This window comes from Pseudomonas cimarronensis (genome assembly GCF_049331905.1).
GTDB lineage: Bacteria > Pseudomonadota > Gammaproteobacteria > Pseudomonadales > Pseudomonadaceae > Aquipseudomonas.
Genome location: NZ_CP186283.1, coordinates 1,566,584 through 1,586,673, shown reverse-complemented (window position 1 = coordinate 1,586,673; position 20,090 = coordinate 1,566,584). Strand labels below are relative to the sequence as shown.

Annotated in this window: 13 protein-coding genes and 2 pseudogenes; 6 read left to right on the top strand and 9 right to left on the bottom strand. The window is 62.1% G+C overall.

Annotated elements, in window-relative coordinates:
* Positions 1 to 13: 13 nt before the first annotated feature.
* The 3 genes from ACOCLD_RS07340 to ACOCLD_RS07330 form a co-directional block, all read right to left on the bottom strand.
* Entirely contained in the window at positions 14 to 2,461 is a 2,448-nt protein-coding gene (locus tag ACOCLD_RS07340) for a TonB-dependent siderophore receptor (RefSeq protein ID WP_422911396.1), read from the bottom strand.
* 88 nt (positions 2,462 to 2,549) lie between these two features.
* Entirely contained in the window at positions 2,550 to 3,491 is a 942-nt protein-coding gene (locus ACOCLD_RS07335; RefSeq protein ID WP_422911395.1) for a FecR domain-containing protein, read from the bottom strand.
* Complete coding sequence (locus tag ACOCLD_RS07330) at positions 3,488 to 3,991, bottom strand: sigma-70 family RNA polymerase sigma factor (RefSeq protein ID WP_422911394.1); 504 nt, start codon at positions 3,989 to 3,991, stop codon at positions 3,488 to 3,490. The genes ACOCLD_RS07335 and ACOCLD_RS07330 overlap by 4 nt, the downstream gene beginning before the upstream one ends.
* Positions 3,992 to 4,241: 250 nt before the next feature.
* Between ACOCLD_RS07330 and ACOCLD_RS07325 the strand changes: the two genes are divergently transcribed.
* The gene (locus tag ACOCLD_RS07325) at positions 4,242 to 4,502 is read left to right on the top strand and encodes a YebG family protein (protein ID WP_090380848.1); all 261 of its coding nucleotides are present in this window, start codon (positions 4,242 to 4,244) and stop codon (positions 4,500 to 4,502) included.
* 138 nt (positions 4,503 to 4,640) lie between these two features.
* Here ACOCLD_RS07325 and ACOCLD_RS07320 read toward each other — a convergent pair whose 3' ends face one another.
* Together ACOCLD_RS07320 and ACOCLD_RS07315 are read right to left on the bottom strand one after the other, a co-directional pair.
* Positions 4,641 to 5,660: a Leu/Phe/Val dehydrogenase gene (locus ACOCLD_RS07320; RefSeq protein WP_422911393.1), complete on the bottom strand. Its 1,020-nt coding sequence runs from the start codon at positions 5,658 to 5,660 to the stop codon at positions 4,641 to 4,643.
* A 66-nt stretch (positions 5,661 to 5,726) separates the two neighbouring features.
* On the bottom strand, positions 5,727 to 6,251 hold the full coding sequence (locus ACOCLD_RS07315; protein WP_422911392.1) for a hypothetical protein: 525 nt from the start codon (positions 6,249 to 6,251) through the stop codon (positions 5,727 to 5,729).
* 323 nt (positions 6,252 to 6,574) lie between these two features.
* Between ACOCLD_RS07315 and ACOCLD_RS07310 the strand changes: the two genes are divergently transcribed.
* Positions 6,575 to 7,378, top strand: a complete 804-nt coding sequence (locus tag ACOCLD_RS07310; protein WP_422911391.1) for a SirB1 family protein — start codon at positions 6,575 to 6,577, stop codon at positions 7,376 to 7,378.
* A 94-nt stretch (positions 7,379 to 7,472) separates the two neighbouring features.
* On the opposite strand, the pseudogene ACOCLD_RS07305 reads toward ACOCLD_RS07310, so the two are convergent.
* The 4 genes and pseudogenes from ACOCLD_RS07305 to ACOCLD_RS07290 all read right to left on the bottom strand — a co-directional run.
* Positions 7,473 to 7,658, bottom strand: a pseudogene (locus tag ACOCLD_RS07305) (response regulator transcription factor); the annotation flags it as partial.
* 126 nt (positions 7,659 to 7,784) lie between these two features.
* Positions 7,785 to 9,242 (bottom strand): annotated as a pseudogene (locus ACOCLD_RS07300) (helix-turn-helix transcriptional regulator); the annotation flags it as partial.
* A 927-nt stretch (positions 9,243 to 10,169) separates the two neighbouring features.
* Complete coding sequence (locus tag ACOCLD_RS07295) at positions 10,170 to 11,540, bottom strand: DUF1329 domain-containing protein (RefSeq protein WP_422911390.1); 1,371 nt, start codon at positions 11,538 to 11,540, stop codon at positions 10,170 to 10,172.
* Positions 11,541 to 11,569: 29 nt separating this feature from the next.
* On the bottom strand, positions 11,570 to 13,321 hold the full coding sequence (locus tag ACOCLD_RS07290; RefSeq protein ID WP_392540676.1) for a DUF1302 domain-containing protein: 1,752 nt from the start codon (positions 13,319 to 13,321) through the stop codon (positions 11,570 to 11,572).
* Positions 13,322 to 13,887: 566 nt separating this feature from the next.
* On the opposite strand from ACOCLD_RS07290, the gene gcvH reads away from it, so the two are divergent.
* From gcvH to ACOCLD_RS07270, 4 genes are all read left to right on the top strand, one after another.
* Positions 13,888 to 14,271 (top strand): glycine cleavage system protein GcvH, encoded by a 384-nt coding sequence (gene gcvH / locus ACOCLD_RS07285; RefSeq protein WP_233683862.1) that lies wholly within the window; start codon positions 13,888 to 13,890, stop codon positions 14,269 to 14,271.
* A gap of 9 nt (positions 14,272 to 14,280) precedes the next feature.
* Positions 14,281 to 17,133, top strand: coding sequence for an aminomethyl-transferring glycine dehydrogenase (gene gcvP, locus ACOCLD_RS07280; RefSeq protein WP_422911389.1), 2,853 nt, complete (start codon positions 14,281 to 14,283; stop codon positions 17,131 to 17,133).
* A gap of 185 nt (positions 17,134 to 17,318) precedes the next feature.
* Positions 17,319 to 18,572, top strand: coding sequence for a serine hydroxymethyltransferase (gene glyA / locus ACOCLD_RS07275; protein ID WP_422911388.1), 1,254 nt, complete (start codon positions 17,319 to 17,321; stop codon positions 18,570 to 18,572).
* 89 nt (positions 18,573 to 18,661) lie between these two features.
* A complete protein-coding gene (locus tag ACOCLD_RS07270; RefSeq protein ID WP_422911387.1) occupies positions 18,662 to 20,038 on the top strand; it encodes an L-serine ammonia-lyase in 1,377 nt (458 codons plus the stop codon).
* Positions 20,039 to 20,090 lie beyond the last annotated feature (52 nt).

Genomic DNA, 20,090 nt, shown 5'->3' with positions numbered 1-20,090 from the left:
CGGCCGTCTCCACTCACCAGCTGTAGCTGGCGCTGGCCGTCAGGGTTCGCCCGTAGCCGTAGTAGCAGGTCACTTCGCTGCAGGAGGTGTCATATTCCTTGTCCAGCAGGTTGCTGGCATTGAGCGCCAGGCGCATGCCATCAAGCTGGTAGTGCACGCTGGCATCAACCAGGCTGTAAGCCTCGGACTCGACGCTGACAATGGGCGCCAACGTCGGATTGAACGCCAGTGCGGCGTTGCGCCCGGTGTACCGGCTCTCGCCGACGTAGCGCACGCCGATGCCGCCGCCGAAGCCCTTGAGTGCGCCATTGAGCTGGCTGTAGTCGAGCCAGATACCGGCTGAATCACGCGGGGTGCGCGGCAAGCGGCTGTCCTTTTCCCAGGCGTTGGGGCTCTTGCTGACGAAGGCGTCGGTGTAGCTGTAGAAGGCACTCAGGTCCAGGCCTTCGGCCAGGCTGGCCAGGGCTTCCAGTTCGATGCCGCGCGAGCTGACCTCACCCACCTGACGACGCAGGGTGCGCCCCGGGTTACTGCTGCTGTCGTTGAGCACGTAGTCTTGCTTGGTCAGGTCGAACAGGGCCAGACTGACGAAGCTGCGTGCGCCCTCAGGCTGATACTTCACGCCGATCTCGTACTGTTTACCGCGCTCCGGATCGAACGTCTTGCCCGTGAGGGTGTCGCTGCCGCTGACCGGGTTGAATGACTCGCTGTAGCTGACGTAGGGCGCCAGGCCGTTGTCGAATACATAGACCAACCCGGCACGACCGCTGAAGGCCTCGCTGCTGGCCGTGCTGCCTGCGCGCAGAGCATCGTCGGTCTGGTTCACCGCCCAGTCATAGCGGCCACCGAGCAGCAGCCGCCAGTGTTCGCCGAACTTGAGCTGATCCTGCAGGTAGAGACCGGTCTGGCGCGTCAGCAGGCTCTGCTTGCGATCAATCGCCGGCGGCGCGAGGGGTCGACCGTACTGCGGGGCAAGCAGATCCAACGGTGGCACCGTGGCACCGTAATAGGCTGTTTCATTGGAGCGACTTCGGCGCCAATCGAGGCCGAGCAACAGGTTGTGCTCGACGCTGCCAGTGGCGAAGCTGGCCTCGGCCTGGTTGTCCACGCCCCAACCGCTCATGTGTTCATCCTGCACGCCGGCGCTGCGCAGCAGGGTGCGGCCGTTGGTCGGCAACACCGCATAGGCGTTGATGTAGCTGTACTCCAGGCTGGTTTCGTCGTAACGCAGATTCTGCCGCAGGGTCCAGGTGTCATTGAGACGGTGCGAAAACTGATAGCCGACGGAATGATAACTGCGCTGGAAGTCGTTGAAATCCGGCTCGCCATCGAAGAAATCGGGTTCGCGGTCGTAGGGCAGGTTGAAGGTGTCGCGCAGGTACGGCGAGAAGTGCGTACTGAAGCCGTAACGCCCATCGTCCTTCTGGTAGGCGGCCTGGAGCGTCAGCTCGGTGTCGGCGTTCGGCCGCCAGGTCAGGCTCGGCGCCAGCATCTGCCGTTGCATGCCGGTCTTGTCGACTTGGGCGTTGGCATCGTTACCGAGCATCACCACCCGATAGAGCAGCGAACCGTCATCGCTCAACGCCCCGCCGAAGTCGCCGGCCAGCTCTGCCAGATCGTCGCTACCGGCACGTACACGCACTTCATTACGGGCCGTTTCACTGGGCCGCTTGCTCACCTGGTTGACGATACCGCCAGGCTCGGCCTGACCATAGAGCACCGACGCCGGACCACGCAGCACCTCGATGCGCTCCATCGCCCAGCTGTCCAGACGCGGCAGGCCGTAGGTGCTGGTCGGCTGCACCAGGCCGTCGCGAAACACCCGGGTCTTGGCATCAAAACCACGGATGCTGAACCAGTCGTAACGGGTATCGAAACCGTAGGGCACGCTGATGCTGGGGGTGTAGCGCAGCGCCTCTTCCAGGGTGGTGACGCCGCGTGCATCCATCTGCTCGCGACTGATCACACTGATCGCCTGTGGGGTTTCCAACAGCGGGGTGTCGGTCTTGGTGGCAGTAGCGCTGCGGCTGGCGACGTAACTTCCGACCGGCCCATTGGCGCGTTCTGCCGCCTGGGCGATCACAGTCTGACTCTGCAATTCGAGGCTGTTGGCTGCCGCTTGCGGCACCGGCTCAAGGCGATAGTCGCCCTGCCCGTCCAGCACCACGCGCAGGCCACTGCCAGCCAGCAGTTGGGCAAACCCCTGATCCAGCGAGTAGTGCCCTTGCAAGCCGGAGCTGCTGCGCCCCCGGGTCAGCGCCGGATCGAAGCTAAGCAGCACACCGGACTGCCGGGCGAACTCGGTGAGTGCCGATTCCAGCGTGCCGGCACTGATCTGGTAAGGCTGCGCGGCCCAGGCCGGGCTCGCCACGGGCAACAGTGTCAGTGGCAGGCTGAGGCTCAGCAGTGCGGCGCGCACGGCACGTGCCAGGGGCTGGGAACGACGAACAGCGCGGGACATGACGACTCCTTCGACATAGCGTTAGGTAACGATTGCCTGGGAAGCCGGACGAACGAGAAAAACCTGCAAAAGAATTTGCGAATTATTTTCAGGTAGCCTGCAGACTGACCCAATAGGACGTGCGATAGACCACCCGTACCGGCAGGGTACGCGCCAGCATCGCCAGTACGCGGTCGCTATCGTCCAGCGGGAAGACCCCGGAGATACGCAAACCGGCCACCTGCGGCGCACAGCGCAGCACGCCCGGCCGCTGACGCCCGAGCTCGGCAAGAAACTCCGCCAACGGCATGTCGTGAGCCACCAGCAGGCCATCGACCCAGCGGCCGCGATCGACATCGGCAGCACCCAAGTCGTGCAGCGCGCCAGCGCTCAGATGCACCCGTTGTCCAGCCTCGATGCGCTGCGCCGCACCACCCTTGGGCCGCGCTTCGACCGCCCCCTGATAGACCGCCAGCTCGCAGGCATCCGCCTGCTGGCGCACCTGAAAACGGGTGCCCAGAGCGCGCAGTAGACCGTGCTCGGTACTGACCAGGAACGGCCGATCGAGCGGATCGGCGGCGGTCTGCACAAGAATCTCGCCCTGATACAGCTGGATCAGGCGGCGCTCGTTGCTGTAATGGATATCCAGGGCAGTATCGCTGTTAAGGTGCAGGGTGCCGCCATCGGCCAATTGCAGGCGGCGCCGCTCGCCAGTGCCGGTGCGTTGTTGCGCCAGCAACGGCTGCCAGGACTGCAGGTGCTGGCCCAGCACGCCGGCGGCCACCAGGCTGCCGAACAGGCCCAGTTGTTTTAACGCGCGCCGCCGCTGGCGATCCACTTGAGCGCCCGCCAGCGCCTGCCTGGCCAGCGGCGCCGAGACCCCGGCAAACTGCTGGCCCAGGTTTTCCAGGCGCTGCCAGGCCTGCTCGTGCTGTGGATCGGCCGCCCGCCACTCGGTGCACAGCCGCCACTCCTGCGCCGTAGCCGTACCCGAGGCAAGGCACACGCGCCAGGCAATCGCCTGCTGCACCGTCTCGTCGAGCGCGCTCATGGATACGCCACCCGGTAGCAATGGACGAAAGCCTGGGTCATATACTGCTGGATGGAACTGACCGACCGACCCAGCCGCTCGGCGATCTGCGGATAGGTCAGACCATCCAGTTGCGACAGCAGAAAGGCTTCGCGCACCACCGGTTTTAGACCGTCAAGCAGGCGGTCGATGGCCACCAGGGTCTCCATGACCAGCGCCTGACTCTCCGGTGAGGGCACCTCTGGCTCGGGTAACTGTGCCAGAGCCTCCAGGTAGACACGCTCCAGACTGGCGCGGCGGTAGTGATCGATCAGCAGGCCACGGGCGACTGTGGCAAGAAAGGCCCGTGGTTCACGCGGAGCCTGCGCTTCGTGCTGTACCAACAAGCGCACGAAGGTATCCTGGGCCAGATCGGCCGCCTGCTGCGGACAGGCCAGACGCTGGCGCAGCCAACCGATCAGCCAGCCGTGATGACCGCGATAGAGCGTTGCGAGGGAATCGCCGGGAAGGGGTTGAGCCATCGCAGGAAGTGTTCCATGGAGCAGAAGAAACGAATGCGAATATATTGCATTTGAAAAACACTGTCACTATGCCTTACTTCGTGAGTGCGCTTTACCACTGCATGCGAAAAGCCGAAGGCAGTCGCTTAACAGGTCACGGCGAAAGCCGATAAATTCAATACTGGCCAAACGGCAGCGAGTTCTTTATGCTCGCAACACTGTACAAAAAACCAGTTAATTACTGACATACATGAAGGCGTAGAGGTGATGAATGGCCGTCGAAGTGGTGTACCGCAGCAGCCGGGATCTGGAGCGTTTGTTCATGGATAAAGCCGAAGCCGATCGTCATGACAAAATGCTCGAACTGGCCGAGCTGCTCACCGAGGTGCTGCAGAAAGCCGTGCCATCGTTGAATGAGGCCCAGGGTGAAGAACTGGGCATCTACATGGCTAAGAACCGTGAGATCTTCGCCAAGGCGTTCAAGAACCAGCCGGATGCCTTGAGTGAATTGAGCGAGCCTGCTGCCGAGTAACCTGAGCAGTGATAAACAAAACCCCAGCCTATGGCTGGGGTTTTGTGTTTCTGGGCAACAGTGGGAAGCGCTTTAGCGGCGAGCTTTTAATCGCAGGATCGCGGCTAAAGCCCCTCCCACGTAGGCAGCTTTACCTGCTCAGCCATACAACAGCCGCTCAGCAATCGCATCGGCAACCCGCGCCGGTGAGCGCTTGTCGGCCTGGGCATGGCCGAAAATCTCGGTCAGGCGACGGCTGATCTGCGTCAGGTGCGCAGTAATCGCCACCAGGCTTTCCCCCTGATGCTTCAGCGCCACGTAGATCAGGCCACCGGCATTGATCACGTAATCCGGGGCGTAAAGAATCCCCCGCGCCTGCAGGCTGTCGGAGATATCGAGGCTGGCCAGCTGGTTGTTCGCCGCCCCCGCCACCGCCGAGCAGCGCAACTGCGCGACGCTGCTGGCATGCAACACCCCACCCAGGCCGCAGGGCGCGAGGATGTCGCAGGGCGTGGCGAGCAAGGCGTCACTGGCCACTGGCCGCGCGTCCAATTGTTCGACCGCACGTTGCACCCGAGCCGGGTCCAGGTCACTGACCAACAACTCGGCACCCGCAGCATGCAGCTGTTCGGCCAGGGCATAACCGACATTGCCCAAGCCCTGAATCGCCACCCGCAAGCCTTCCAGGTTGTCACTGCCAAGGCGCGCCAGAGCGGTGGCACGAATCCCGGTAAACACCCCCATGGCGGTATGTGGCGATGGGTCGCCTTCGGCCGTGGTGCTGGTGACATGCTGGGTGTGCTGGGCGATGCAGTCCATGTCGGTGCTGGACGTGCCGCTGTCCATGGCGGTGATGTAGTGGCCGTTGAGGGTTTCGATAAAGCGGCCGAAGGCTTCGAACACGGCGGCGCGGTTATCGACATGCGCGGGACGCATGATCACCGCCTTGCCGCCGCCCTGTTGCAGGCCGGCCAGAGCCGCCTTGTAGCTCATACCCTTGGCCAGACGCAGGGCATCCTCAATGGCACTCGCCTCGTCGACATAACTCAGGTAACGGCAACCACCCAGCGCCGGGCCGAGGCGGGTGTTGTGGATGGCGATAATCGCCTTGAGACCGGTCAGCGGATCCTCGGCGAAGTGCAGCGACTCCAGCCGGGCGGTTTCCATCATGGCGAACATGCTGTGGCTCCCGTACTGATTTGCAGATCAGTATAGGCCCCGCACTCAATAACAAGCCTCCGGTGATCAGTTAACCAGCAAAGTGACGATCTGCTCACTGTAACGGCTGATAACAAAGGGCAATGAGCGCTCACGGTAGTTAAGCAATGGCTGTTCGATGTAATTCCAGATCACCCCAACCTGCTCCAGTTTGGCGCGCTGATCGGCGCTTTCAGCCGTGGACTGCTGCAACTGGGCAAGGCGCTGACTGAACGTCCGAGCCAGCACATCAACCGGCTCGGACAACTCTTGCGCCCGGTCATAAACCGCAGAGCCAGAATCAAAACTGGCCGCCTCACGCACATATTCAGCGGCAATCTGCTGCATCAATATGGCCTGACGCAGGTCCATCGAAGCGGGGTTATCCGCCAACTCGACCTGATGCTGACGGATCAGTTGCAGCAGGCTGTGCCCACTCTGCGACAGTTCGCCGAGCGCATAAAAGTCAATGTCATCATGGCTCTGCCGGGCACCACTCAACAGCGCAGACTGAAAGCGCTGTGCGTGAGGTTGCAGTCGGTTGGCTAGCGACTCATCGCTGTGCGCTTGCATTAACTGCTCAAAATTTTCCACTTCAGCCTGCAGACGCAGTTGTACTTCCGGAGCCCCCTGCTCAAGTCGCAATAAATGGAAAAGGGTCAGTAGCCGGTAGGTGGATAGTTCTTGAGCCAACAGTTTCTCTTGCGGGGTTTGCGCAGCACTTAGCAGGGGACTGAACAGTATCAGCAGCGTCAGAGCATAGTGCCGTATGGCGGCAGACATCCTTGATTTCCTTATTCAGAGACACAGCCAACACCTTGGCACAGCGCAGACGCGGCAATGTACTGGACGAAGGTTAGGCGCTTGGCTACAAAGCACAGAAACGGGAGATGAACATGACCCCACGCGCTGCCTGCCTTGCCTGCCTGGAGCTACAACCGCCCGCGCTTTTCGAGGCGGCCGTGTGGATTGCCGTGGAACACCAGCCACAACTGCAGCCGGAGCAGGTGTTGCGTCAACTCGACGCCCTGCAGCAGCAGGTCAGCCAAGGGCTGCCCAACCTGCCCGCCCAGGAGCTGGCACAACCGCTGCTGCGCCGGCTCAGTGAGCTGGACTTTCATGAAGACGATGAACACCCGCTGCGCCCGCAGGCCGCACTGCTCAACTGCGTGCTGCGACGGCGCCGCGGTCAACCGTTGATGCTGGCCCTGCTCGCCCTGGAGCTGGCCCGGCGCCTGGCGATTCCCCTGCAAGGGGTCAATTTCCCCGGGCATTTTCTGCTGCGGGTGCCCGGCGCCGATCACTTGCTGGACCCGTGCAGTGGGCGCCGTCTGTATACCCGCGAATGCCGCGAGTTGCTGCAACGCCAGCAGGGTGCCGACGCCGAGCTGAGGGCCAGCCACCTGCTGCCCTGCGATGCGCCGAGCATGTTGCAGCGCCTGTCACGCAACCTGCGCTACCTGCATCAACTGGCCGACGATCCCATGGCGGCGCTGCTGGATGCCGAGCGCGTGCTGCTGCTCGGCCCGCCAAGCCTGCTTGATCACCTGGCCCGCGCCGACATCTACCAGTTGCTCGACTGCCCACAGGGCGAACGCTTCGACCTTGAACGTGCCCTGCTGCTCTGTGATGACCCGGCGCAGCGCCTGCACCTCAGCCAGCGCCTGCGCCAACTCAGCGCCAGCCCGGCACTGCATTAGCAAAGGCTACATATTGCAGGCCGCTTTTCTAGGGTGAGTTAGCGGCGCAGGGGATATGGGGCGCCAGGCAATTCGAGCGCAGCAGCTACATCGCCTAGAAAAAGCCCAACGCCTTGGCCTTGGCCACCGCCTGAGTACGCCGCGCCACACCCAGCTTGCCGTTGATCCGCCGCGCGTGGGTCTTCACCGTATGCAGGGAAATAAACAGCTGCTCGGCCACTTCCTGATTGGACAGCCCCTGTGCGATCAAGCCGAGCACCGCCAGTTCGCGACTGCTCAGCGCATTGGCGCTGGTGGCAGATGCAGCATTCGGCGCGCCATCACCTTGGCTGGCGACGCAAAACCACGGGCGCAGATACCCCAGACGCCGCTGCAGCGCCTGGCCGGTCTGGCGGGCCTGTTCGGCGTCCACCTTGTCGTCACAGGCAGCGCAGGCGTCGGCATAGTTCAGCCACAAGTCGCTGACCAACGCCTGCCGGCCCTGATCTGCCACCTGTTCCAGCAACTGGCGCAGAGGCTCGCGCACATCCTCGCCCTGCAGACGATCGAGTTGCAGCAGGAGCGCCTTGAACCGTGGGATCAGCTCGGGGAAATTGGGCGTCGGCAGCACCGCTTTAACCCGCTGCTCATAACCCAATACCCGCGTCGCGGCGATACGCGCCCGCGCATAGTGCCCCTGGGCAATCCACAGATGACAGCTGGCCAGCAACAGGGTGCCGCGGTACAGGGTTTCATTGACGCGCTGACGCTGCATCTGCCGTTCGGCCTGGCCAAGATGAGCAAAGGCTGTGGCCATATCGCCCTGCCCCATCGCCAACTCGGCCAGGCCGAGGTAGCCATGAAACGCCGCTGGATCGCCACAGGCGAGCGCATGCTCAAGCCCACGCTGCAACGCTGCCTGGGCTTCATCCGCACGGCCCTGGCGCAGTTGCAGACGCCCCAGGCGCAGCTCAAGCCGCGCCAGTACCGGCGTGTTGTGCAAGGCCGTCGGCGCAGTTGCGCTCAGCACCCGCTGCAGCAAGGCTTCAGCGCGGGCAAATTCACCTCGCGCTTCGAGCAGCAGGGCATGGTCCAGCTCCAGCAGGGCTTCAAACACCGGATTGCCATGCAGACGTGCCTGCTTCAAGGCTTCAAAACTGAGCTTCTGTGCCGCCTCCAGTTGACCTTCGCCAATCGCCACCAGGGTCAACGCCGAACGACACAGCAACGCCTGCGACCACGCGCTTTGCGGCAACCCCTGCAAGGCATCATGCAGGTGAGTGCGAGCATCCACGGCACAGACACGACCATAGGCGATGATGCCCTGAATGGCTTGCCAGTGAGCGAACAGCTCGCGTGTTCGCGCACCATCGCTGCGCGGTTGAAACCGCGCCAGTTCGTTGATGCAGCTCTGCGCCTCATCCAGCCGCCCGACCAGCAGCAACACCCAGGCGTTGAGCAGAATCAGACGCGGTGTGCTGTATAACAGGCTCTCCGGCAGCTCGCTGCGCCAACGCAGAATCAGCGCCAGATCCTGGCCTTGCAGCACCTGTTCTTCGGTAAATCGCTCAAGAAAACTACCCGCCACGTCCGGCTGCCCGGCCAGCAAGGCGTGCTCCACCGCCGCGCGAATATCGCCCTGGCCGGCAAACCACTGACTGGCATGCACATGCAAAGCGCTGCACGGCAGGTGGTGCGCCTGCCGCTGCAGCAGCCGAGCCAGCGGCGGGAACAGCACATACCAGCCCTTGGCTGCGTCCAGTTCCTGAATAAACACGCCGCGCTCGATCAGCGCACGTAACCACTGCGCGCCCTCGCCCACACCAAACAGGTGCTCACACAGCGCCGGGTTGAAGCGCGGCAATTGGGCCAGTTGCTGGAGCATCTGCAACAGCTCATCCGGCAACCCTTGCAGCACTTCGCGTTCAACATATTCGGCGAGCAACTGATCATGCTCCCCCGCCTGCAGCGCGCTCAGCGCAGTCGGCTCGGCCTGAGCCGCCAACAGGTGCAGGCGCAAGGCCGCTGGCCAGCCCTGGGTCAGTTCATGCAGGTCGTGCGCCCAGGCGCTGCGGCCTGGGTCCAGTTGCTGCAGCCAGGCCAGCACCTCCGCTGTGCTAAAGGCCAGTTCGCTGGCGCCCAGTTCAAGCAGCTCGCCTTCCAGCAACAGGCGCGAAAGGTTACACGCTGGCCGCCGCCGGCTTCCCAGCCACCAGCAGATACCCGGTGGGGTGACCATCAGCAGTTGATTGAGAAAGTCATCGAGGGTGTGATTCGGTTGCGCCGGGTAGTCATTGAGCATGATCCACAACTGCCGCGACTCCTGCGCCAGGGCCGCCAGCAGCTCGCCACTGCTGAGGCCTGCGGGGTAGTCGAGCAGCTTGCCCAACTGCTGAGCAAGCTGCTCGGCACACAGGCCCTGGCCTGCACAGGTCAGCCAGAGCAGGCGGTAATTGGTCGGGCACTCACGGGCGCAGTCGGCCAACAACACAGTTTTACCAAAGCCGGCCGGGCCAACCAGTAAACGCAGACGACAGTCGTGTGCCAGCAGCCGCTGTTGCACAGATAGCCGGAGGATATGTCCAGGTGGTGGACGCTGTACGCTGCCGCAGGACGACACTGCGGCGCTTTGCGGGAAAGACGCTAATGCGTGCATGACGGCTCGATTTATTGTTTTTACAGGAACCGGATCATTGCAGGCTAACCCTCAATGCCTATCGCTCACAGCTCCATCACGGCAGGTGATGGCGGGCGATAAAAAAGGCGGCCCGCAGGCCGCCCAATTACGGAGTCACACGTGCTGGTGATTGGCCTAGCGAACGCCGGAGCTGCGCAGCGCGGCTGGCGTGTAGTCGGCAGCGGTCGCCTTGAAGCCGAAGTTATAAGCCGATTTTTCTTCGTTCTTCATGCCCAGAGCCAAATAGCGACCCGCCACCAGGTCATACAGCGCTTCCAGGGTGTAGCCCGGCACCTGATGGTTGTAGTAGTGCTGCGCATGACCTTCGGCAACACGCCAGAGCTGGCCACGGCCGTCGTAATGATCAACCAGGGCGATCTGCCAGCTGTCCTCGTCGACGTACATGTGGCGCTTGGCATAGATATGCCGCTCACCGCTCTTCAGCGTGGCCACCACTTCCCAGACCCGGTGCAGCTCGTAACGTGTCAGGTCCTGATTGATATGCCCGGCTTTGAGCACGTCGTCGTACTTCAGTGACGGCGAATCCAGCTTGTAGCTGTTGTAGGGGATGTACATCTCCTTCTTGCCGACCAGTTGCCAGTCGTAGCGATCAGGCGCCCCGGAGAACATGTCGAAGTTATCGGCCGTACGCATGCCATCAGCGGCCGTACCCGGCCCATCGTAGGCCACCTGCGGCGCACGCCGCACACGACGCTGACCGGCGTTGTAGATCCACGCCAGGCGCGGTTCCTTGACCTGATCGATGGTCTCGTGAACCAGCAGCACGTTACCGGCCAGACGCGACGGTGCAGTTACCCGCTGCTTGAAATACAGCAGGACATTGCTGCCCTTGGCCGGATCAAGGTCGGGCATATCCGCCGGGAAGGCCACCTCATCCTCGAACTTGACCAGGCTATAGGAGCCATTGGTCTGCGGCGTTGCCTGAGTCACCACGCGGCGGGTGTTACCGCCACGGTAACGGGTGATGTGATTCCAGATCACCTCAACGCCCGTCTTGGGAATGGGGAAGGCGTAGTAACGGCTGGTATTGAAGTTCTGCAGGCCATTACCACCGTCTACGGGCGTGGTATTGACTGCGCTGAGCTTGGCCGCTTCGGCAATCGCGGCCGGTACGGCGGTGGTTCGATGCGAGGGGTAAACCGGAATCTTGTAACTCTCCGGGTAGCGTTTGAACATGGCCAGCTGACCGGCTGACAGCTTGTCTTTGTACTGCTCGGCATTGGCTGCGGTAATCGTGAAAAGCGCTTGTTCACCGGCAAAGGGGTCAGCGAGAAAGCCCTTGCCATCGACAGCCGCTGCACTGGTAGACAGACCGCCATCCCAGGCCGGGATACTGCCATCGGCATTGCCGGCCATTTCCCCACCCAGCGGCGTCAGGCTGGCACCCAGCTGAGCCGCTTCTTGTTCGGAGACCGCGGCCATCACGCTGCTGGCTAACAACGTCAGCAGCAGCGCACCCGCTTGCAGGATTCTTGTGTTTTTCATGGTGTACGGATCCTTTTGCACTGCGTTGATCAGAAGTTCACACCGAAGCTCAGGGCAACAAAGTCACGGTCGACGTTGGTGTTGTAATCACCACCAAAGAAGTCGGTGTAACTGAGGCTGGCGGTATAGGTGTTCTGGTAGTCAGCATTCAGGCCAAGGCTCACCGCCTTGCTGCCCTCGCTGAAGTTGGGGCCATGGCCATCGACGTCATGCGACCAGGCAATGCTTGGCGAGAGGTTGACCCCGGCAAACACGTTGCTGTAGTCGAGGCTGGCGCGTACGCGATAGCCCCAAGAGCTGCTGGTGAAGAAGCCATCGTCATTACACTGATCGGGATTGGCTGCGTTTACCCCGGCAGTACAGGTGGTGTTGGGGTTGAGCTGACCAATGCCGTAGACCGGATCGCGACCGAAACGCAGCTCACCGACATCATCAGTGATACCGCTGATATGGTTGTAACCCACCTCGCCCAGCAGGGTCAGGCGACTGGCCCCCAGTACTCGGTCGAAAAACTGCACCGCCGAGACTTGCGCCTGGGTCACCGGCTTGCGCACATAGCCGGCCACTTCCTCGCCCACGACATTGCGCCCATGACCACTGGTGAATACCGGTGAAAAGCCCTGACGCAGGGATGCAAAGGTCATGTCCGTGGAGTTGATGCCGATTGGCATGTTCGGCCGATAGCTGAGCTCACCCGACAGCGCGGTGCCATCGATATTGGTCTGGAAACTGATGCCATACAGACGGATGTCTTCTGGGTACTCCAGGAAGTAGCGGGCTGCCTGCGGCGCACCCGTGCCGACAATGATGCTGCCGCTCGGGGTACGGCTGTGGTAATTCATCGCGTAGAGGCCGAACTCGGTGTCATTCAACGACTCGGCAAACCAGCGCAAGGCCACGCCGAATTGTCCACTGTCACGCGCATCACGATCACCTGCGCGTGGAATGAACACCGGGTTGCCCGGCGCACCGGTGTTGTTGGACGCGTCCGGCGCAACATCGGCCCCGGCTACCACCAGGCGGTCATTACAGCCATCGGCGGCCGTATCGCTCGGTGCAAAGAACGTCCCGCAGTTATCGATAACGGTCTGATCCCACTCCAACTGGTAGAACGCCTCCATGCTGATGGTGTCGGTCAGGCTCTGCGATACGTAGAGCATGTTGACCGGAATCAGCCCCTCCTTGATCTCCGCACCTGGGCGGCGGAACGCTGCCGCATCCACGGGGTTGATCGAGTTGATCGAGTTACCGATAAAGGTGCTCTCACCCCAGCTGACCACTTGCTTACCAACCCGCACACTGCCCGGCAGGCTGCCGAGGTTGTAGTTGTGGTAGATGAAGGCATCGAGAATTTCCGCACCGGCGGCCTGAGCCGCCGTCTTGCGGTTGTGGTCATCGATGTCATACAGCAGGCGGCTTTCGTCCTTGGTCTCGAAGTCGTACCAGTACTTGCCGCGAATAAACACGCCGGTATCGCCGTACTTCAATTCAAGGTCGTGAATACCTTTGAAGATCTTCGAAAAAGTTTCACCTTTCTTGAAGTTAAGGCGCCCGTCGTCGTTGGTCTGAGAGGACGCCTTGCCACCGTTGCGCGTACCGATAAAGTCAGGATCGGCACCACGCACGCTCCAACTGGCCCCCACCGAAAGTGATGAGTCGAACTGCGCTTCGACCTCACCGATATTGAATGTAATAGCCTGGACAGGCGCGACACAGCCCACAGCAATGGCAATCGCCAAAACGCTGGGCTGGAAGATGGCATGTCTTGTTGTTGTTCTCATGCGGCTCTCCTGGAAAGCGGGGTTTCGTGTTGAGGCCCCACGCTACTCAGCCGCCTTGAGCGGGATAAGCGCCCGAAAGAGGTATTTGCCCTGTCAGCCGAAAGAGTGAATACGCCTCTGGAAAGCCGCTCTACAGCAGGCCCATCGACCCGTTCAATAGCGCTTTATAGGGCGGATGAATGGCCCGGGCGATTGAGCAGAGGGATTGACCGCCATCAGCCGAGTAATCCAGGTGCCAACCGCCTCGGCACCGGTGCCATTACCAAGCCCGCCGCACATGTATTGATTTGAATACAGCGTAATGAAAGCGACACAAATCATTCAGCCCGCGACACGTGAGCCTTTGCGCGGCGCACTCTGGATAAACCGCACCAATCCGTATCGAAATCGATACGAAGAACAACAGACCAACCCCTAAAAACATACTAAGTAATTGTTTTTATTGATAAAAATAACAGTGGCACCACCCTTGCTATGGTCTTTTCACCTTCAGCGCGTGCCCAGCACGCGCGTCCAGCACATCGCCCCCAGCAGAAAGGGCGAGTCACCACCCTTGAGGAGTACACATGAGCGAATTGCGTTTTACCGTCGAGCACGAATGGCTGCGTCAGGATGCCGATGGTCTGGTTACCGTGGGCATCACCGCCTATGCCCAGGAAGCCCTGGGTGACGTGGTGTTCGTTCAGCTGCCAGAAGTGCAGAGCTATGCCGAGGGTGACGAAGTGGCCGTGCTGGAATCGGTAAAAGCCGCAAGCAATATCGCCATGCCGCTGGACGGTGAGGTGGTTGAGGTCAATGGCGAGCTAGAATCCAGCCCTGAGCTGGTCAACGAAGATCCCCTGGGCAAGGGTTGGTTCTTCCGTTTCCGTCCGGCCAATGCCAGCGCGGTAGCCGACCTGCTCGATCAGGCCGCCTACGAGCGCCTGCTCAACGCCAATGCTGACGCCTGAGAGATTGCAATGACCAAGCTGACCACCCAGAACGAATTTATCGCCCGCCATATCGGCCCGCGTGACGCCGATACCGCGGCCATGCTCGAACTGCTCGGCTACGCCAGCATCGACGCACTGACCGATAACGTCATCCCTGACAGCATCAAGGGCTCCAGCGTGCTGGGCGCCCAGCCGGGCCTGTCGGAAGCCGACGCCCTGGCCAAGATCAAGACCATCGCGGCCAAGAACCAGCAGTTCAAGACCTATATCGGTCAGGGCTACTACGGCACCCTGACGCCGAGCCCGATCCTGCGCAACCTGCTGGAAAACCCGGCCTGGTACACCGCCTACACCCCGTATCAGCCAGAAATTTCCCAGGGCCGCCTGGAATCCTTGCTGAATTTTCAGACCCTGATCAGCGACCTTACTGGTATGCAGATCGCCAACGCCTCGCTGCTGGACGAAGCCACCGCCGCTGCCGAAGCCATGACCTTCTGCAAGCGTCTGTCGAAGAACAAGGCCAGCAACGCCTTCTTCGCCTCGCAGCATTGCCATCCGCAGACCCTCGACGTGCTGCGCACCCGTGCCGAACCGCTGGGCATTGAAGTGGTCATCGGCGACGAAGCCGCCATCACTGACGCCAGCGCCTACTTCGGCGCGCTGCTGCAATACCCGGCGAGCAATGGCGATATCTTCGACTACCGCGAGCTGGTTGAGCGTTTCCACGCCGCCAACGCCCTGGTAGCCGTGGCCGCTGACCTGCTGGCCCTGACCCTGCTGACCGCGCCGGGCGAATTCGGTGCCGACGTGGCCCTGGGCAGTGCACAGCGCTTTGGTGTGCCGCTGGGCTTCGGTGGCCCACACGCCGCCTACTTCGCCACCCGCGATGCATTCAAGCGCGATATGCCGGGCCGCCTGGTCGGCATGTCGATCGACCGCTTCGGCAAGCCGGCCCTGCGCCTGGCCATGCAGACCCGCGAGCAACATATCCGCCGCGAGAAGGCCACCAGTAACATCTGTACCGCCCAGGTACTGCTGGCCAACATCGCCAGCATGTACGCCGTGTACCACGGCCCGAAAGGCCTGGTGCAAATCGCTCAGCGCGTGCACCAGTTCACCGCCATTCTGGCCAAGGGCCTGCGCGCTCTGGGTTACAGCGTTGAACAGGAATTCTTCTTCGACACCCTGACCCTGGCCACCGCCGGCAAGACCGCTGCCCTGCACGCTGCTGCACGCGCTGCTGGTATCAACCTGCGTGAAATCGATGGCGAGCGCCTGGGTCTGTCCCTGGATGAAACCACCGATCAGGCGGCCATCGAAGCGCTGCTGGCGGTATTCGCCGACGGCAAGGCTGTACCCGCCTTTGCTGAACTGGCTGCCGGGGTAATCGCTCAGCTGCCAAAAGGCCTGCTGCGCGAAAGCGAAATCCTCAGCCACCCGGTATTCAATCGCTACCACAGCGAAACCGAGCTGATGCGCTACCTGCGCAAGCTGGCCGACAAGGACCTGGCGCTGGACCGCAGCATGATCCCGCTGGGCTCCTGCACCATGAAGCTCAACGCTGCCAGCGAAATGATCCCGGTGACCTGGGCCGAGTTCGGCAACCTGCACCCCTTTGCCCCTGCCGAACAGAGCCAGGGTTACACCCAGCTGACCACTGAACTGGAAGCCATGCTCTGCGCGGCCACCGGTTACGACGGCATCTCCCTGCAGCCGAACGCCGGCTCCCAGGGCGAGTACGCCGGCCTGCTGGCCATTCGTGCTTACCACCTGAGCCGTGGCGACGATCAGCGCGACATCTGCCTGATTCCGCAATCAGCCCACGGCACCAACCCGGCCACCGCCAGCATGGTTGGTATGCGCGTGGTGGTGACTGCCTGCGACAGCAGCGGCAACGTCGATATCGCTGACCTAAAGGCCAAGGCCGAAGAGCACAAGGATCGCCTCGCCGCGATCATGATCACCTACCCATCGACCCACGGCGTGTTCGAGGAAGGCATCCGCGAGATCGCCCAGATCGTCCACGACAACGGCGGTCAGGTGTATATCGACGGTGCCAACATGAACGCCATGGTCGGCCTGTGCGCCCCAGGCAAGTTCGGCGGCGACGTCTCTCACCTGAACCTGCACAAGACCTTCTGCATCCCGCACGGCGGTGGCGGCCCAGGTGTCGGCCCGATTGGCGTGAAAGAACACCTGATCCCATTCCTGCCCGGTCACGGCCATATGGCCCGTAAAGAAGGTGCGGTCAGCGCCGCGCCGTTCGGCAGCGCCAGCATTCTGCCGATCACCTGGATGTACATCAGCATGATGGGCGGCGAAGGCCTCAAGCGCGCCTCGCAAATGGCCATCCTCAACGCCAACTACATCGCCCGCCGCCTGGAAGAGCACTACCCCGTGCTGTATTCGGGCAGCAACGGCCTGGTGGCGCACGAGTGCATTCTGGATATCCGCCCGATCAAGGACAGCAGCGGCATCAGCGTTGACGATGTGGCCAAGCGCCTGATCGACTTCGGCTTCCACGCCCCGACCATGTCCTTCCCGGTGGCCGGCACCCTGATGATCGAGCCGACCGAAAGCGAATCCAAGGAAGAGCTGGATCGCTTCTGCGACGCCATGATCGCCATCCGCAACGAAATTCGTGCGGTGGAAGCCGGCCAGTTGGATGCCAACGACAATCCGCTGAAAAACGCCCCACACACCGCCCTGGAACTGACCGGCGAATGGACTCACGGCTACAGCCGCGAGCAGGCCGTGTACCCGGTGGCCAGCCTGATCGAGGCCAAGTACTGGCCGCCGGTCGGCCGCGTGGACAACGTGTTCGGCGACCGCAACCTGATCTGCGCCTGCCCGTCCATCGAGGCGTACCAGGACGCGTAAAGAACCTCCCCTCGGAAGAGGGGCCGGGGGAGAGGGTAATGCGGTTGTTAGGCAACCCCTCTCCCTAGCCCTCTCCCCAAAAGAGAGAGGGCATGGTTCAACGTTCAGCTTCACCCAAGAATTTCGACTCACCTCTACCCGAGGCGGGTTAGCTGCACCTCATATAAAAACCAGAGGGCCTCACCATGTTCAGCAAGCACGACCAACTGCAAGGCTACGATGATGCCCTGCTCGCCGCGATCAACGCCGAAGAGCAGCGCCAGGAAGACCATATCGAGCTGATTGCCTCGGAAAACTACTGCAGCCAGCGCGTGATGCAGGCTCAAGGCAGCGGCCTGACCAACAAGTACGCCGAAGGCTATCCGGGCAAGCGCTATTACGGCGGCTGCGAGCATGTCGACAAGGTCGAGGCGCTGGCCATCGAACGCGCCAAACAGTTGTTCGGTGCCGACTACGCCAACGTGCAGCCGCACTCCGGCTCTTCAGCCAACAGCGCGGTGTACCTGGCCTTGCTCAATGCTGGCGATACCATCCTCGGCATGAGTCTGGCCCACGGCGGCCATCTGACCCACGGCGCCAAGGTGTCGTCCTCCGGCAAGCTGTACAACGCGGTGCAGTACGGTATCGACGAGCAGGGCCTGATCGATTACGCCGAGGTCGAGCGCCTGGCCGTCGAGCACAAGCCGAAAATGATCGTCGCTGGTTTCAGCGCCTATTCGCGTACCCTGGACTTCGCCCATTTCCGCGAAATTGCCGACAAGGTCGGTGCGCTGCTGTTTGTCGACATGGCCCACGTCGCCGGCCTGGTCGCAGCTGGTCTGTACCCCAACCCGATTCCGTTTGCCGATGTGGTCACCACCACAACGCACAAGACCCTGCGCGGCCCACGTGGCGGTTTGATCCTGGCCAAGGCCAATGAAGAGATCGAGAAAAAGCTCAACTCCGCCGTATTCCCCGGCGCCCAGGGCGGCCCGCTGATGCATGTGATCGCCGCCAAGGCGGTGTGCTTCAAGGAAGCGCTGGAGCCAGGCTTCAAGACCTACCAGCAGCAGGTGATCAACAACGCCCAGGCCATGGCCGAAGTATTCGTTGCGCGCGGCTATGACGTGGTCTCCGGCGGCACCGACAACCACCTGATGCTGGTCAGCCTGATCAAGCAGGGCCTCACCGGCAAAGCTGCCGATGCAGCCCTGGGCGCGGCGCATATCACGGTGAACAAGAACGCCGTGCCGAACGATCCGCAGTCGCCGTTTGTCACCTCGGGCATCCGCATCGGCACCCCGGCCGTCACCACCCGCGGCTTCAAGCAGGGCGAGTGCCGTACCCTGGCTGGCTGGATCTGCGACATCCTCGATGACCTGGAAAACCCGGCGGTAATTGAGCGCGTCCGTGGTCAGGTCGCCGACCTGTGCGCCAGCTTCCCGGTCTACGCTGACTAACAGCAGCTTCTTTTGCGCAACGCAGACGCGGTTACAGACCGCGCTGCATCAACGCCGACTTACGAGGTTGGCTTAAAGCCGGAGACAGCATGTCACTTAGCGTTTTTGACCTATTCAAGATCGGCATCGGCCCGTCCAGCTCGCACACGGTGGGCCCGATGCGCGCCGCCGTGCGCTTTGCCGAAGGCCTGCGCCGCGATGATCTATTGGCCACTACCGACAGCCTCAAGGTCGAGCTGTACGGCTCCCTCGGCGCGACTGGCAAGGGCCATGGCAGCGACAAGGCCGTGCTGCTCGGCCTGGAAGGCGAACAGCCGGACACGGTCGACACCAATACCGTTGACGCACGCCTGGTAGCGATTCGCAGCAGTGGCGAGCTCAAACTGCTCGGCGAGAAAACCATTCGCTTTGTCGAAAAGCAGCACCTGGCGATGATTCGTAAGCCGCTGCCCTTTCACCCCAACGGCATGATCTTCCGCGCCTTCGACGCCGCCGGCTTGCAGATCCGTGCGCGCGAGTACTACTCAGTGGGCGGCGGTTTTGTCGTCGATGAACAGGCCGCCGGGGCCGACCGTATCGTCGAAGACACCACTGCCCTGCCATACCCCTTTACCACCGGCAAACAGTTGCTGGCGCACTGCGCCGAACACAACCTGTCGATCAGCCAGGTGATGCTGGCCAACGAGGCCGCCTGGCGCCCGGAAGCGGAAACCCGCGCACGCCTGCTGCAGATCTGGCAGGTGATGCAAAACTGTGTCGAAGCCGGTTGCCGCAACGAGGGCATCATGCCCGGCGGGCTCAAGGTCAAACGCCGCGCCGCCGCCCTGCACCGCCAGTTGTGCAAACACCCGGAGGCCAGCCTGCGCGATGCGTTGAGTGTGCTCGACTGGGTCAACCTCTACGCCCTCGCAGTCAACGAGGAAAACGCCACAGGCGGGCGCGTGGTCACCGCGCCCACCAACGGCGCGGCCGGTATCGTGCCCGCCGTGCTGCATTACTACAGCCGCTTTATCCCGGGCTCCAACGACGACGGCGTAGTGCGCTTTCTGCTTACCGCTGCCGCCATCGGCATCCTCTACAAAGAAAACGCCTCGATCTCCGGGGCCGAAGTCGGCTGCCAGGGCGAGGTCGGCGTGGCCTGCTCGATGGCCGCAGGCGCCTTGTGCGAGGTGCTGGGCGGCAGCGTCAACCAGGTGGAAAACGCCGCCGAGATCGGCATGGAACACAACCTTGGCCTGACCTGCGACCCCATCGGCGGGCTGGTGCAGGTGCCCTGTATCGAACGCAACGCCATGGGCTCGGTCAAAGCGATCAACGCCGCGCGCATGGCCCTGCGCGGCGACGGTCAGCACTTCGTCTCGCTGGATAAAGTGATCCGCACCATGCGCCAGACCGGTGCCGATATGAACAACAAGTACAAGGAAACCGCTCGCGGCGGCCTGGCCGTCAATATTGTCGAATGCTGATTTGTAGGGTGCGCCGTGCGCACCAAACCCTTGCAACGGTGCGTATGGCGCA